Genomic DNA, 14,247 nt, shown 5'->3' on the forward strand with positions numbered 1-14,247 from the left:
ATAAATCGATCCACAATCAGGTCGCTCAAACCTGGAACAGCTCTTGCTTAGTTTTTTTATCCGAAGCAATTAAGGGAACGCGATGATCCAAAGTAATATGGCGCCTCAGGGAATGGTGGTCACGCCGCATCACCTCGCCAGCGAAAGCGCGCTGGCGGTCCTGCGCGAAGGCGGTAATGCGATTGAAGCCATGGTGGCCGCCGCGGCGACTATCGCCGTGGTGTATCCGCATATGAACGGCCTCGGCGGCGACGGCTTCTGGCTGATAATGCCGCCGCAGGGCGATCCGATAGCCATCGACGCCAGCGGCGCAGCCGGGTCGCTGGCACATCCCAACTTTTATCAGGGGCTGCAGCAGATTCCTCATCGCGGCCCAAAGGCGGCGCTGACCGTGGCTGGTACCGTTAGCGGCTGGTCAGAAGCGCTAACGCTCGCTCGCGAATATGGCGGAAGCGCGCTGCCGCTGCCGCGCCTGTTGCGCGATGCGATTCGCTATGCCGCCGACGGCATTCCGGTAACCGCCTCCCAGGCCGCCGCCACCCACGCCAAAAGAGAGGAGCTGGCCCACCAGCCCGGCTTCGCCGCCACCTTTATGCCCGATGGCGCTCCGCCGCGTCCCGGCAGCCGCTTTACCCAACCCGCGCTGGCCGGGACGCTATCAGAACTCTGTGAGAACGGGCTGGAGAGCTTTTATCGCGGCCCGCTGGCGCATCGGCTGGCGCAGGGCATGGCGCAGCTGGAAATGCCCATCATGCTGGAGGATTTACAGCGCCATCGGGCAAAACGCCGCAGGCCGCTGCACCTTGCTCATCAGCACGGCGATATTTACAACATGACGCCGCCGACGCAGGGGCTGGTTTCGCTGGCGATCCTCGGCATTACCGACTGCCTGAATATGGCGGAGGCCGATGAGGTGCAGACGGTCCATCTTATCGTCGAGGCGACGAAACGGGCCTTCGCCCTGCGCGACCGCTATATCACCGACCCGCTGCATATGCGTGAAGAGATGCAGGAACTGCTGGACAACGGCCTGCTGGCAACCACCGCGCAGCAAATCGATCCGCTGCGCGCCGCGCCCTGGGGAAGCGGACGCGGGCCTGGCGATACCGTCTGGATGGGCGTAATGGACAGCAGCGGCATGGCCGTCTCCTTTATTCAGAGCATTTATCATGAGTTTGGCAGCGGCGTGGTGCTGCCGGATACCGGCATTGTCTGGCAGAACCGTGGCGCGGCCTTCAGCCTCAACCCTGACCATTTGCTGACGCTGCTGCCCGGTAAACAGCCGTTCCATACGCTCAACCCTGCCGCCGCCCGCCTGAAAGATGGCCGCCTGATGGTTTACGGATCGATGGGCGGCGACGGTCAGCCGCAAACCCAGGCGGCGATATTTACCCGCCACGTGATTCAGGGCATGCCGCTCCAGGAGGCGATTAGCGCCCCGCGCTGGCTGCTGGGCAGAACCTGGGGAGAATCCTCAGACAGCCTGAAACTGGAGGGGCGCTTCAGCGCCGATACGCTGGCCCGGCTGGCGGCGTTGGGTCATCAGGTGGACCGGCTGCCCGCGTTTAGCGAGGCGGTCGGCCACGCTGGCGCGATTGTGCGTCACACCAACGGCATGCTGGAAGGCGCTTTCGATCCGCGCAGCAACGGCAGCGCGGCGGGTTTCTGACAGGAGAAAAAGATGAAGGTAAACGACTGGACGACCTATCTGAACCAGATGACGGCGATGCTGGATATTGAGCTGGATGAGGCGCGCCGCGCCGAGCTGCTGCTGCAGTTCACCCGTATCGCTCAGATGGCCGGGCCGCTGATGGATTTCCCGCTGGATGAGCGGCTGGACGTGGCGGGAGTCTATCAGGCATGAAGTTAAGTGAATTTTCCATCTCCCGACTGCAGCAGGCGCTGCAAAACGGCGAGCTTAGCGCCAGAGAAATTGCGAACGCGACACTCACCGCCATTGAACAGCAGAATCCGCGCATTAACGCCTGGACGACGATCGTCGCCGATCGCATGCGCCAACAGGCGGATCGTCTCGATCGTTTACGGCGCGAAGGCCAGCCGCTGCCGCCGCTGGCTGGCGTACCTTATGCGGTAAAAAACCTGTTTGACGTGGCGGGTCAGCGTACGCTGGCCGGTGCCAGCCTGTTCAGCAAACGGCCGCTTGCCGTGCGCGATGCCTGGGCGGTAGACAAGCTCAGCCAGGCCGGAGCGCTGCTGAGCGGTATGCTCAATATGGATGCTTACGCCTACGGCTTTACTACCGAAAACAGCCACTATGGCGCGACGCGCAATCCTCACGATTTGCAGCGTATCGCCGGTGGATCTTCCGGCGGATCGGCGGCGGCCGTGGCGACAGGGCTGGTGCATTTTTCTCTCGGCAGCGATACCAACGGTTCGATTCGTGTGCCCGCTTCGCTGTGCGGCATTTTCGGGCTGAAGCCAACCTTTGGCCGCCTGTCGCGTCACGGCACCCATCCCTTTGTTGCCAGTCTCGACCATATCGGCCCTTTTGCCCGCAGCTGCGAAGATTTGACGCGCGTCTATGATGCTTTGCAGGGCCACGATGTGGAAGATGCCTTTCAGGCAAAGGTTGCGCCCCAGCCTGCGCTTGCGCAGCTGAATAACGGGCCGGAAGGGCTGCGCTGCGCGGTGCTCGGCGGCTATTTTCAACGGTTCAGCGATAATGATGCGCAGCAGGCCGTCGCAACGGCGGCGCGGGCGCTGGAGGCCAGCGAGCTGCTGGAGCTGGATGAGCTGGATATTGCCCGCTCCGCGGCGTTTATTATTACCGCCGCCGAAGGCGGTAACCGCTATTTACCGGCGCTGCGCAGCCAGCCTGAGCGCTTTGAGCCGCTGTCGCGCGAGCGACTGCTGGCAGGCGCCATACTGCCCTCCGCCTGGTATGTGCAGGCCCAACGTTTTCGCCGCTATTTCCAGCAAAAGGTGCTGGCGCTGTTTGACCATTTTGATCTGCTGATTGCCCCGGCCACGCCCTGCTGCGCCACGCTTATCGGTCAGGAAACCATGCTGGTTAACGGTCAAACGCTGCCGGTGCGCGCCAGTATGGGCATGTTGACGCAGCCAATCTCGTTTCTCGGCCTGCCGGTCACTACCGTGCCGTTACGCACTTCCGGCGGCCTGCCGATTGGCCTGCAGCTGATCGCCGCGCCTTTTCAGGAGGCGAAATGCCTGCGGGCCGCCCGCGTGCTGGAAAAGATGGGGATCGCTACGGCGCCGGTGGCGCAGCTGGAAATAGCCGGTAATCCTGCCGCATCCGCCTGTTCGTGGAGTTCAACGCATGACAAATAATGATATTAATCTTCCGGCTATCGTGTCGGAGGTGACCGCCGCCTTTCAACGCTATGAGCAGGCGCTGATTAGCAATGATATTGCGGTGCTGGACACCCTGTTCTGGCACGACGAGCGGACGGTGCGCCTGGGCGCCGGTGAGAACCTGTACGGCATTGAGGCGATCCGCGCATTTCGGGCCGCGCGCCCCAGCGCCGGTTTATATCGCCAGCTGCAAAACAGCGTTATTACCACCTTCGGCACCGATTTCGCCGTCTGTAGCACCGAGTTTACCCGCCCCGGCAGCGAGCGCCCTGGTCGTCAGCAGCAAACCTGGGTGCGACTGCCGGACGGCTGGCGTATCGTCGCCGCGCAGGTCAGCCTGTTGGGCGGCTAATAAAAAAGCCGCGAGCGCTTAATACGCTCGCGGCAGGTAAGCCAGAGGCGACAAACAGGGGCGTCAGGCCTCCGGCGCCGGATGATGTTTGATCCAGTGATCGGCAATCTGCTGACGGGTACAGATCCAAACCCGTTCGTGCTGCTGAATATAATCCAGGAAACGCGTTAGCGCGCGGAAGCGGCCGGGCCGTCCCAGCAGGCGGCAATGCATCCCTACTGACATCATTTTCGGCGCGGTTTCGCCCTCTTCATACAGCACGTCAAAGCTGTCTTTCAGGTAAGTGTAAAACTGCTCGGCGGTGTTAAATCCCTGCGGCGTGGCGAAGCGCATATCGTTGGTTTCCAGCGTGTAGGGAATAATCAGATGGGGTTTGACCGTGCCATCCTGACAGGTGACGCGCGTCCAGAACGGCAGATCGTCGCCGTAATAGTCGCTGTCGTAGCTAAAGCCGCCCTGCTCGACCACCAGCCGCCGGGTGTTCGGGCTGTCGCGCCCGGTGTACCAGCCGGTTGGCGCTTTGCCAAACAGATCCATCAGCACGTCCACCGCCTGCTGAATATGCTGACGTTCGGTTTTAGCATCCATCGACTGATAATGGATCCAGCGCCAGCCGTGGCTGACGACATCATATTGCGCATCGGCAATCGCCTGTACCACTTCCGGATGACGCGCCAACGCCATCGCCACGCCAAATACCGTTAGCGGCAGCCCGCGCTTTTGAAACTCATGGTGAATACGCCAGAAACCGGCGCGCGAACCATATTCATACAGCGAGTCCATCGACATATGGCGGTCAGGATAGCTGGCCGCGCCGATAATATCCGACAAAAACTGCTCGGAGCCAGCGTCACCGTGCAGAACGTTATTTTCTGCGCCCTCTTCATAGTTGAGAACAAACTGCACCGCAATGCGCGCTTCGCCGGGCCAGGCGGCATGGGGCGGATGTCCCGCGTAGCCCCGTATATCGCGCGGATAGTTTTTATTGAAGCTGTACTCTTTTTTCTCAGGGGATTGACTCATTCTCTGGCTCCTTTCTTGAGCAGATGACTTCCGTTAGTTTAGGTGCTGCAAGGCGCCCGTTATCTTTTTTTCGCATGGAAACGCTAAATCGCCATATTTACTGGTGCCTAACCCCAACGACACCAGCGATTCCACTATTTTTACCGCCGCGCCGACGCCATCAATTACCGGCATGCCTAATTCGCGGGTGAGATCGCGCGCCAGCGTCGCCATCCCGCCGCAGCCCAGCACAATCGCACCACAGCCATCCTCCCGCTGCGCCTGCAGACAGCGGCTGCGCACCTTTTCCTGGGCCAGACCGCTGCCATCCTCCAGCGCCAGCACCGGTAGATCGATGGCGTGCAGCGCGGCGCAGTGATGGGTAAAACCATACTGCTGTAGCAGATGGCGGGCGATAATCAGCGTGCGCGGCAGCGTAGTCACGACAGAAAAACGCGTCGCCACCATGGTCGCCATATGCATCGCCGCCTCGGCGATGCCGATAACCGGGCCGCTGGCCAGTTCGCGCGCCGCCAGCAGGCCGGGATCGCCAAAGCAGGCGATAACGTGCCCGTGAACGCCCTGCTCGCGTCCCCGTTTCACCTGCTCCAGCACGCCGAGCGCTGCGATCGCTTCATCGGCGTGTCCTTCAATCGACGGCACGCCCTGCGTTGGCGAGACGGCGATAATCTCCGTTGCTGGCGATGCCGCTTCGCGGGCGGCGCGGGCGATGGTTTCAGTCATCGCCTGCGTGGTGTTGGGGTTGATGACCTGTATACAAAGGGAACTCATTTTTGCGGCACTCCTTTATGGGCACACAGTAGGGAAAAATCGGGCAGGACGTCACCGCCGCGCTCAAAACGCGGTGACGGCAAATATCACGCGCCTCCTGCGCATCGGGCGAAGCAACATGCGCACCACGTCTGGGCGTTAACATAATCATTTGCACTGCGGCGAGGCGCTGTAGCACGTTACGAATGCCGGTGCGGCTGATGGCAAACACCTTCGCCAGCGCTTCCGCCAGCAAGCGGCTGCCGGGCGACAGCGGCTGTTTTTCCATCGCGGTCAGTAACGCCTGACGGACCGGTTTGTCGTTACCGGTCAGCTCTGAGGCCGTTTTCTGGCCGGGATTATGCTTCATGACACCTACTCCGTTGACGCGTGTTGTATACAAAAACCGCTGTCCGGTGGAGCAGCGGCGTATACAAAATTTAACTTTTGGCCTGAATCCTGCAGAGGCTGATACACAGGGTTTCTCCGTTACCCCTTTTCAAGAGGAGCAGGTTTCATGCCAAATTATTCCAACGTTTCTCCAGCGCCCCGCAGCGATACGCATTACAGCCCGCGCCTGACGAATAAAGACCTTGCCCCTGTTCCGCATCAGAGCTGGAGCTGGTACAACATTTTTTCTTTCTGGATGTCGGATGTGCACAGCATGGGCGGCTATGTGGTGGCGGCCAGCTTCTTTACGCTGGGGCTGGCGAGCTGGCAGGTGCTTATTTGCTTGCTGGTGGGGATTTGCATCGTGCAGCTGTGCGCCAACCTGGTGGCGAAACCAAGCCAGATGACCGGCGTGCCCTATGCGGTGATCTGTCGGCAGGCGTTCGGCGTGTTTGGCGCGAATATCCCGGCGGTTATCCGTGGCTTGATTGCCTTCGCCTGGTATGGCATTCAGACCTGGCTGGCCTCCAATGCGCTGCTGCTGGTGCTGCTAAAATTCTGGCCTTCGCTCTCGTCGCTGACGCAACCTTCCTGGCTGGGGCTGTCGCTGCTCGGCTGGATCTGCTTTGGTATTATGTGGCTGCTGCAGGCGGCGGTATTCTGGCACGGGATGAACGCCATTAAGCGCTTTATTGATATTGCCGGTCCCGCCGTTTATATAGTGATGCTGGCGCTGGCCGGCTGGATTGTATACAAACGGTTTTGACGGGATCGCTTTTACGCTGACCAGCAAAGCCCTGAGCACCAGCGAACAGACCTGGCAGATGATCACCGCAACCGCGCTGGTGGTCTCTTATTTCTCCGGCCCGCTGCTTAACTTCGGCGACTTTTCGCGCTATGGCAAAAGTATGCAGCACATCCGTCGCGGCAACCGCTGGGGATTACCGTTTAACTTCCTGCTGTTTTCTGTCGTGACGGTGGTCATTGTTTCCGGCACCCGTTCGCTGTTCGGCAAGATGATTACCGATCCGATTGAAACCGTCAGCCTGGTGGGTAATGACCTGGCGGTGGCTATCGGCCTGCTGACCATGATTACCGCGACTATCGGCATTAATATCGTGGCGAACTTTGTCTCGCCCGCCTTCGATTTCTCTAACTGCGCGCCGCAGAAAATTACCTTCCGCGTCGGCGGCATGATTGCGGCGGTGGGATCGGTGCTGCTGACGCCCTGGAACCTGTTCCAGTCGCCAGAACTGATTCACTATACGCTTGACGTGCTGGGCGCGTTTATTGGGCCGCTGTTCGGCATTCTGCTGGTGGACTTTTATCTGATTAAGCGCGGCAAGGTGGTGGTGGACGATCTGTTTAACGCGACGCCTGCGGGCCGCTACTGGTATCGCGGCGGTTTTAATCCGAAAGCGATCGCCGCCCTGCTGCCGTCGGTTGCTATCGGCGTGCTGATCGGCTTCGTCCCTGCGATGCATGAAATTGCCAGCTTCAGCTGGTTTATTGGCGTGGCGCTTGGCGGCGGCAGCTATCGCTGGCTGGCGCGGGAAGATCGTGAAGAGGCAGCGACAGCGCGTTATATGGCGCAGGTTGCGGTGCAGAAAGAGTAAAAAGCAAAAGGCCGATTCATTGCTGAATCGGCCTTTCTGAATAGTTGGCGGTGCGGACGGGACTCGAACCCGCGACCCCCGGCGTGACAGGCCGGTATTCTAACCGACTGAACTACCGCACCGCGCTGTGTTCCCCGTCGGGAACGAGGCGCATATTAAGGGGAGCGCGCGTAGCCGTCAACGTTTTTTCTCACTACTGCGATCGTTTGCCTGCTTTTTCATCTAACTGGCTTTTTTTAGCGCAAAATAAAGCATTTATGCGCGCCACAGGCAGCTACCGCCCTTTTTCATCACCAGATCGAGGCGCTGTTCGTGCGCCATGATCTCTTCATCACTGGCGGCCACCACGCGCAGGCCGGACGTACGCGCAACGCGCTGAATGTGCTCACCGCCGCCGGCATCCCGCTGCTGCTCGCCATCAAGGGAAAACGTCAGCGACGTCTGCCCGCCGGTCATGGTCAGGAACACTTCCGCCAGAATTTCGGCATCCAGCAACGCCCCGTGCAGGGTTCGCTTGCTGTTATCTATCTCATAACGCGAGCAGAGCGCATCAAGGCTGTTACGCTTGCCGGGGAACAGCTTACGCGCCATCAGCAGGCTGTCGGTAATTTGACAGAAGGTTTCCGTTTTACTGATGCCCCGGTTCAGCTTGCTGAATTCATAATCCATAAAGCCGATATCGAACGACGCGTTATGAATCACTAATTCAGCACCGCGGATGTAATCCAGAAACTCATCCGCTATTTCGCCAAAGGTCGGCTTGTCCATCAGAAACTCATCGGCAATACCGTGAACGCCGAAAGCTTCCGGGTCCACCAGCCGATCCGGCTTTAGATACATATGGAAATTATTGCCGGTCAGACGGCGGTTGATAATCTCCACCGCACCGATTTCAATAATGCGATGGCCCTCGTAATGAACGCCCACCATATTCATACCGGTGGTTTCTGTATCGAGAACGATCTGGCGTGTAATTGCTGTGCTCATAAGGCTCGTTTATGTCAGACTTGGCGTTTTATCAGGAGGAAGTCTACCAGAGATGCGCAAACAGGTAGAAATTTTCACCGATGGCTCCTGCCTCGGTAACCCCGGCCCTGGCGGCTATGGCGCTATTTTACGCTATCGCCAGCATGAAAAAACCTTTAGCGCCGGTTTTTATCGCACCACCAATAATCGCATGGAAATGATGGCGGCCATCGTCGCACTGGAAGCCCTGACCCAGCCCTGTGAAATCACCCTTAGTACCGATAGTCAGTATCTGCGCCAGGGAATTACCAGCTGGATCCATAACTGGAAAAAGCGCGGCTGGAAGACCGCAGATAAAAAGCCGGTTAAAAACGTCGATTTGTGGCAGCGGCTCGATACGGCGCTCAGCCATCATCAAATTAACTGGGAATGGGTTAAGGGACACGCCGGCCATCCGGAAAATGAGCGCTGCGATGAACTGGCGCGCTCCGCCGCGGCCAATCCATCGTTTGAGGACATCGGCTATCAGCCGGAATCCTGATCGTCCAGCGAATGCAGCTGACGCGTGGCGTTAACCGTTGCGCGTAGTTTTACTTTGCCGGCCAGCCTTCTTGCCGGCGTCATGATCAGCGGCAGCGTACGCTTGCGGGCCACCATAATATTGAGACAGCCCAGCGCAGGCACGTGCCGACTCATCATCTGTCCGCCCTGGCGATTCCAGGGCACCACCTGAAAACTGCTGCGATAGACAACCTCATAGTTCAGCAGGCTTAGCCAGTCGAGCAGCCGCATCTGGCTGAACATACGCCCGTTCCACGGTGGACGACGATGCAGGCCGGGGATCAGCTTGCCTATTCCCAGCAGGCTTAGCGGATTAAAACCCGTGATCACTATCCAGCCATCATCAATCAATACGCGGTCTACCTCGCGCAGGATGCGGTGCGGATCCTGACTCCAGCTTAAGGTATGTGCCAGTAAACAGGCATCGACCGATTTTGCCCCAAACGGTAAATGCATTGGGTCGGCAATGACCTGCACTTCCTGCTCTTCATCGCCCACGCTAACCTGATGTGAAATAGCGCAGGCCTGTGTATCAATTTCGGTGCTCAGGTTGCCAATTTTTAACAGATGAAAGCCATACAGCTTGCCGAGGCAGGGCTGTAAATGTTGGGTTAGCGCATCGCGGAACGATTCTCCCCACGGCATATCACGCCATGAACGCGGCGCAGTCAGAATTTGACGTGTTTTAGCAGGCTTCATGTTTTACCATCGGTGTTCCTTCACGACGTGCGAGAGGTGTGTATGAATCTTAACAGTATCCCGGCATTTCAGGATAACTACATCTGGACATTAAACGATAGCCAGGGTCAATGCCTGATTGTCGATCCAGGCGAAGCGGCGCCGGTACTGGCCGCTATCGAACAGCATCACTGGACGCCGGTGGCTATTTTGCTAACGCATCATCATCACGATCACGTTGGCGGCGTAAAAGAACTGTTAATGAAATGGCCAGATCTTGTGGTATATGGCCCGCAGGAGACACAAGATAAAGGCACCACTCAAATCGTTTATGAAGGCGATACCCTGCCTGTTTTGGGCTGCGAATTTAGGGTAATTTTTACGCCTGGCCATACTTTAGGACATATCTCATATTACAGCGCGCCTTATCTTTTCTGCGGCGATACGATGTTTTCGGGCGGTTGCGGACGTCTGTTTGAAGGCACGCCGGAGCAGATGTATGAGTCATTTCAAAAGCTTGCTGAGCTACCCGATGAGACGCTGGTTTGCTGCGCCCATGAGTATACGCTGTCTAACTTAAAATTTGCTAACGCTACGCTGCCGCAAGACAGGGAAATAAATCGCTATTATCAGGAAATTAAGGAGTTGCGCGCCAAAAATAGCAGTAGTTTGCCCACAAAACTGGGGCACGAACGGCAAATAAATTTATTTTTACGCACGCAAGATACTGATTTACAAAGCGCGCTTGGTTACAATGTGCCGCCACAGCACGCATGGGACATTTTTGCCCTGCTACGCCAGAAGAAGGATGGTTTTTGATTTTTCTGGTTGTGTTGTTGGTCTTCAGCACGTATGATTGCTCGTCTTTTAAGCAACCATTGACACACACATGAAGACTAGAGCGATTATCCTTCTCGCCTCGGTCTTGCTGATGGGATGTCAGGCATCGCGACATGATGCTAACGTTCCTGAACAGCATGCACAGAGTCTGTCTTCAGCTGGTCAAAATGAGAATGAAATCTTTACAGATCGTATGTTATCCCCGCGTTGGCAGGATGATGGAACGGCCCTGACTCAGGACCAGGATTTGTGGAATTACATTCGCGACGGGCTGAAGATGGAGGTTCCGGAAAACCCCCGGATCCGAGAGCAGAAACAAAAGTACTTAAGAAACAAGAGCTATCTCCACGATGTAACTTTACGGGCAGAGCCGTATATGTACTGGATAGTCGAGCAGATTAAGCAACGTAAAATGCCGATGGAACTGGTACTACTACCCATAGTGGAGAGCGCTTTTAACCCCCACGCCACATCCGCTGCAAATGCCGCAGGCATCTGGCAGATTGTGCCGAGTACGGGACGGAATTACGGTTTAAAGCAAAATCAGTGGTATGACGGCCGACGCGATATTGTCGCTTCGACCAAAGCGGTTTTAGATATGATGGAACGTCTGAACGGGATGTTCGACGGAGACTGGTTGTTGACCATCGCTGCCTATAACAGCGGCGAAGGGCGAGTGTTGAAAGCGATTAAACAAAATAAAGCGCGCGGCAAACCAACCGATTTCTGGCATCTTTCTCTACCGCGCGAAACCACGCTGTACGTGCCTAAATTGTTGGCGTTGCAGGATATACTGAAAAACAACAAGCGTTATGGCGTACGTTTACCGGCACCGAAAGAAAGCCGGGCGCTGGCGCGTGTTGAAGTGGGTCAGCAGATAAAACTGACGCAGGCGGCGGAAATGGCCGGTTTGTCAGTGGCTAAGCTGAAGAATTACAACACCGGCTACAAACGCGGCGCTACTGCGCCTAACGGACCGCACTATATTATGGTCCCTAAAGCGAATGTCGCCCAGTTACGTAATTCGCTGGCTTCTGGCGATATTGCCGCCGTACAGCCAACGCGTTTGGCAGCAAACGATACGGGCATCAACAGCTATAAGGTGCGCAATGGCGACACTCTGTCAGGCATAGCCAGCCGGATGGGCGTTTCGGTAAAAGAGTTGCAGCGCGCAAATAATTTACGCGGTAATACGATTAAAACAGGACAGACGCTAACCTTTGGCGGGGGCGTGACAGGAAGTGAACTGGCCGATAACGGCAACAGCATCACCTACAAGGTTCGTAAGGGTGATTCTCTTGCCAGTATTGCACGTCGACATGGTGTGGACATCAAAGACGTCAAGCGTTGGAACAGCGTGCTGAGCGACAACAGTTCGATTCAGCCGGGTGATAAAATTACCCTGTTCGTTAAAAACAGCGCGACGCCAGACAGTTAAGCTTAGTGAATAAAACTAAAAAGCCGATCGGACGATCGGCTTTTTTTATACTTTTGCTGGGCCAGAAGAGGCAAATTCAACCAGTAGCGGATTATGATCGGAGGCGCGCGTTACCAGTACCGAGGCTTCCTTCACCTGCAGCTCGCGATAGAAAACAAAGTCCAGCGGGCGCCCAAAAGCCTTACGCCGGTGATCGTCAGTGAACCGTACTTCCCGTAACCCCATTTCCCGCGCAAAGCGATACAGGGCATTCATGCGCTGTCGGCTCCATGCATTAAAATCGCCAGCCATAATAACCGGCCCGTTATGATGCGCCAGCTGCTCACCGATAGGTCCCAGCTGTTTGCTGTAAACATCAATGCCAAGGCTGAAATTAACCGCATGAATATTTACCGCCATCAACATTCTGCCATCCGGTAAAGGATAGGCCGTTATTAACGCTGATTTCGCTAAACGCAGCAGCGGCTCACGCTCACGCAGTGGGCAACAGTAAACCGGATGTGCCGCCGCCAGCGTCATAACCCCTGAAGGGTGCTGAGGCAGCACAAAAGCAGGCACCTGATCGGCTGCCAGATAATTTGAAGTGGCGAAACGTACCAGCTCTGGCGTGGTTTGCGCCTCCTGTAATAATACCAGCTGTGCATCCTTGCCAAACGTTTGTAGCACCGACAGCCAGTCAGCTCGTTGTTGCTTAAAGATATTCCATACCAGCACGCGCAGCGTCAGTCCTGGGGTGATAGGCGCGCCTGGCGGAAGCGCTTGCCCAACATGCAGCATCGCATTGGGCGGAAAAATTCTTTCCACTGGCTGGCCAGCTACATACCTCATGGCATAGGTTTTTTTCCGCACAATACCGCCCGTTTCTGAAAATGTCTGTCATACAGTTACTGCTTTCAGTTATAGGGGCTTCAGAGAAGACTTTCAATCAAAGCCGCCGAATTTACCTTTCTGACAGGCAAGCAAATGTTACGATAGCAACAAACTCAGCGTGCCCGCTATCCACGTCAGGGTGGAAATGAAAATATTTGCGACAGGAGCAGGTGTGAAAGCGTCTTCAGAAGAGCTGAAAATTTTTGTAGCCGTGGTTGAAAGCGGCAGCTTTAGCCGGGCAGCGAAGCAACTTGAACTGGCTCCTTCCGCCATTAGCCGCGCCGTAAAAAAGCTGGAGGCGAAACTGGGCGTGGAGCTGCTAACGCGCACAACACGGCAAATCAACCTGACGCAGGAAGGTGAAGGTTATTTTCGTAAAATGCAAAAACTGCTGCAGGAGATGGCGGCTGCTGAAAATGAACTGATGGAAAGCCGACAGGTGCCGCGTGGACTGCTGCGGGTGGATGCGGCAACGCCGGTTGTTTTACATCTGCTGACGCCAATGGTTGAGCCTTTCCGTCAACGCTATCCGGAGGTGACCCTATCTTTACTTTCTTCCGAAACCTTTATTAACCTGATTGAGCGCAAGGTGGATGTCGCCATCCGCGCCGGAAATTTAACCGACTCCAGCCTGCGTGCGCGGCCCCTGTTTAGCAGCTACCGTAAACTGGTCGCCTCCCCTGCCTACCTTGCTCGCTATCGCGCCCCGGTAAAGGTTGATGAACTTGCACTACACAGCTGTCTCGGTTTTATTGAAACGCCTGCGCTCAATCGCTGGCCCGTAGCCCAGCCAGATGGCGAACTTTATACTATTCAGCCAACGATCTCGGCTAATAGCGGTGAGACATTGAAACAACTCTGCCTTGCGGGCAACGGCATTGCTTGTCTGTCTGATTATATGATCGACAAAGAACTTGAATCGGGCAGTTTGATAGAGGTTTTAGCCGAGCAGCGCTTGCCTGTGGCGATGCCTTTTAATGCGGTTTATTACAGCGATCGTGCCGTTAGTACCCGCGTTCGGGCATTTATCGATTTTCTGAGCGAGTGGATTAACACGCGAAGTACGTATTAAAGCGCCTGGTGTGCCTTTTAAGGACGGAAATGGCTGGAGCAGAAAAACAAAAAGCCCTGACATTGCTGTCAGGGCTATTGCTAATAGAGTGGCGGTGCGGACGGGACTCGAACCCGCGACCCCCGGCGTGACAGGCCGGTATTCTAACCGACTGAACTACCGCACCACCGAATACTGCATTACCAGCGGGGTCTCGCTGATAACCGGCGTTACCTTTTCAGGTATAACCTTAATTTGATGCCTGGCAGTTCCCTACTCTCGCATGGGGAAGCCCCACACTACCATCGGCGCTGCGGCGTTTCACTTCTGAGTTCGGCATGGGGTCAGGTGGGACCACCGCGCTCTCGCCGCCAGGCAA

14 protein-coding genes, 2 tRNA genes, 1 rRNA gene and 1 pseudogene are annotated in these 14,247 nt (G+C 56.5%); 9 read left to right on the forward strand and 9 right to left on the reverse strand.

Annotated elements, in window-relative coordinates; all coding sequences use genetic code 11:
* Positions 1-82: 82 nt before the first annotated feature.
* The 4 genes from COO59_RS06565 to hpxZ are packed head-to-tail and all read left to right on the forward strand — an operon-like array spanning position 83 to position 3,685.
* The gene (locus COO59_RS06565) at positions 83-1,669 is read left to right on the forward strand and encodes a gamma-glutamyltransferase family protein (protein WP_103059000.1); all 1,587 of its coding nucleotides are present in this window, start codon (positions 83-85) and stop codon (positions 1,667-1,669) included.
* Between the two features lie 12 nt (positions 1,670-1,681).
* Complete coding sequence (gene hpxX / locus COO59_RS06570; RefSeq protein WP_103059001.1) at positions 1,682-1,864, forward strand: oxalurate catabolism protein HpxX; 183 nt, start codon at positions 1,682-1,684, stop codon at positions 1,862-1,864.
* Positions 1,861-3,309, forward strand: a complete 1,449-nt coding sequence (locus COO59_RS06575; protein WP_103059002.1) for an AtzE family amidohydrolase — start codon at positions 1,861-1,863, stop codon at positions 3,307-3,309. Before hpxX ends, COO59_RS06575 begins: the two co-directional genes overlap by 4 nt.
* On the forward strand, positions 3,299-3,685 hold the full coding sequence (hpxZ, locus tag COO59_RS06580) for an oxalurate catabolism protein HpxZ (RefSeq protein ID WP_103059003.1): 387 nt from the start codon (positions 3,299-3,301) through the stop codon (positions 3,683-3,685). The genes COO59_RS06575 and hpxZ overlap by 11 nt, the downstream gene beginning before the upstream one ends.
* A gap of 63 nt (positions 3,686-3,748) precedes the next feature.
* Here hpxZ and puuE read toward each other — a convergent pair whose 3' ends face one another.
* From puuE to COO59_RS06595, 3 genes are read right to left on the reverse strand one after another with little or no spacing between them, the layout of a single operon-like run.
* Complete coding sequence (gene puuE / locus COO59_RS06585) at positions 3,749-4,708, reverse strand: allantoinase PuuE (RefSeq protein ID WP_103059004.1); 960 nt, start codon at positions 4,706-4,708, stop codon at positions 3,749-3,751.
* Between the two features lie 33 nt (positions 4,709-4,741).
* The gene (gene hpxA / locus COO59_RS06590) at positions 4,742-5,479 is read right to left on the reverse strand and encodes an allantoin racemase (protein WP_103059005.1); all 738 of its coding nucleotides are present in this window, start codon (positions 5,477-5,479) and stop codon (positions 4,742-4,744) included.
* Complete coding sequence (locus tag COO59_RS06595; protein WP_103059006.1) at positions 5,424-5,828, reverse strand: GntR family transcriptional regulator; 405 nt, start codon at positions 5,826-5,828, stop codon at positions 5,424-5,426. Before COO59_RS06595 ends, hpxA begins: the two co-directional genes overlap by 56 nt.
* A gap of 147 nt (positions 5,829-5,975) precedes the next feature.
* Between COO59_RS06595 and COO59_RS06600 the strand changes: the two are divergent.
* A pseudogene (locus COO59_RS06600) lies at positions 5,976-7,464 on the forward strand (NCS1 family nucleobase:cation symporter-1).
* A gap of 45 nt (positions 7,465-7,509) precedes the next feature.
* Here COO59_RS06600 and COO59_RS06605 read toward each other — a convergent pair.
* Positions 7,510-7,586 (reverse strand) — tRNA-Asp (locus COO59_RS06605).
* A gap of 133 nt (positions 7,587-7,719) precedes the next feature.
* On the reverse strand, positions 7,720-8,451 hold the full coding sequence (gene dnaQ, locus COO59_RS06610; RefSeq protein WP_103059007.1) for a DNA polymerase III subunit epsilon: 732 nt from the start codon (positions 8,449-8,451) through the stop codon (positions 7,720-7,722).
* Here dnaQ and rnhA point away from each other — a divergent pair.
* Positions 8,405-8,971, forward strand: a complete 567-nt coding sequence (rnhA, locus tag COO59_RS06615; RefSeq protein ID WP_165786497.1) for a ribonuclease HI — start codon at positions 8,405-8,407, stop codon at positions 8,969-8,971. The genes dnaQ and rnhA overlap by 47 nt on opposite strands.
* Here the strand turns inward: rnhA and COO59_RS06620 are convergent.
* Complete coding sequence (locus COO59_RS06620) at positions 8,956-9,690, reverse strand: class I SAM-dependent methyltransferase (protein ID WP_103059009.1); 735 nt, start codon at positions 9,688-9,690, stop codon at positions 8,956-8,958. The genes rnhA and COO59_RS06620 overlap by 16 nt on opposite strands.
* Before the next feature lie 42 nt (positions 9,691-9,732).
* Here COO59_RS06620 and gloB point away from each other — a divergent pair, with 42 nt between their 5' ends.
* Together gloB and mltD are read left to right on the forward strand one after the other, a co-directional pair.
* A complete protein-coding gene (gene gloB, locus COO59_RS06625) occupies positions 9,733-10,488 on the forward strand; it encodes a hydroxyacylglutathione hydrolase (RefSeq protein WP_103059010.1) in 756 nt (251 codons plus the stop codon).
* A 70-nt stretch (positions 10,489-10,558) separates the two neighbouring features.
* Complete coding sequence (mltD, locus tag COO59_RS06630; protein WP_103059011.1) at positions 10,559-11,947, forward strand: murein transglycosylase D; 1,389 nt, start codon at positions 10,559-10,561, stop codon at positions 11,945-11,947.
* A gap of 45 nt (positions 11,948-11,992) precedes the next feature.
* Here the strand turns inward: mltD and COO59_RS06635 are convergent, their stop codons facing one another.
* A complete protein-coding gene (locus tag COO59_RS06635) occupies positions 11,993-12,796 on the reverse strand; it encodes an endonuclease/exonuclease/phosphatase family protein (protein WP_103059012.1) in 804 nt (267 codons plus the stop codon).
* 193 nt (positions 12,797-12,989) lie between these two features.
* On the opposite strand from COO59_RS06635, the gene yafC reads away from it, so the two are divergent.
* Positions 12,990-13,889: a DNA-binding transcriptional regulator YafC gene (gene yafC, locus COO59_RS06640; protein WP_103059013.1), complete on the forward strand. Its 900-nt coding sequence runs from the start codon at positions 12,990-12,992 to the stop codon at positions 13,887-13,889.
* Between the two features lie 89 nt (positions 13,890-13,978).
* Here yafC and COO59_RS06645 read toward each other — a convergent pair.
* Positions 13,979-14,055: transfer RNA gene (locus tag COO59_RS06645), tRNA-Asp, on the reverse strand.
* 73 nt (positions 14,056-14,128) lie between these two features.
* Positions 14,129-14,244 (reverse strand): 5S ribosomal RNA (gene rrf, locus COO59_RS06650).
* Positions 14,245-14,247: the final 3 nt, after the last annotated feature.

The sequence above is a fragment of the Mixta theicola genome, assembly GCF_002895925.1.
Taxonomy (GTDB): domain Bacteria; phylum Pseudomonadota; class Gammaproteobacteria; order Enterobacterales; family Enterobacteriaceae; genus Mixta; species Mixta theicola.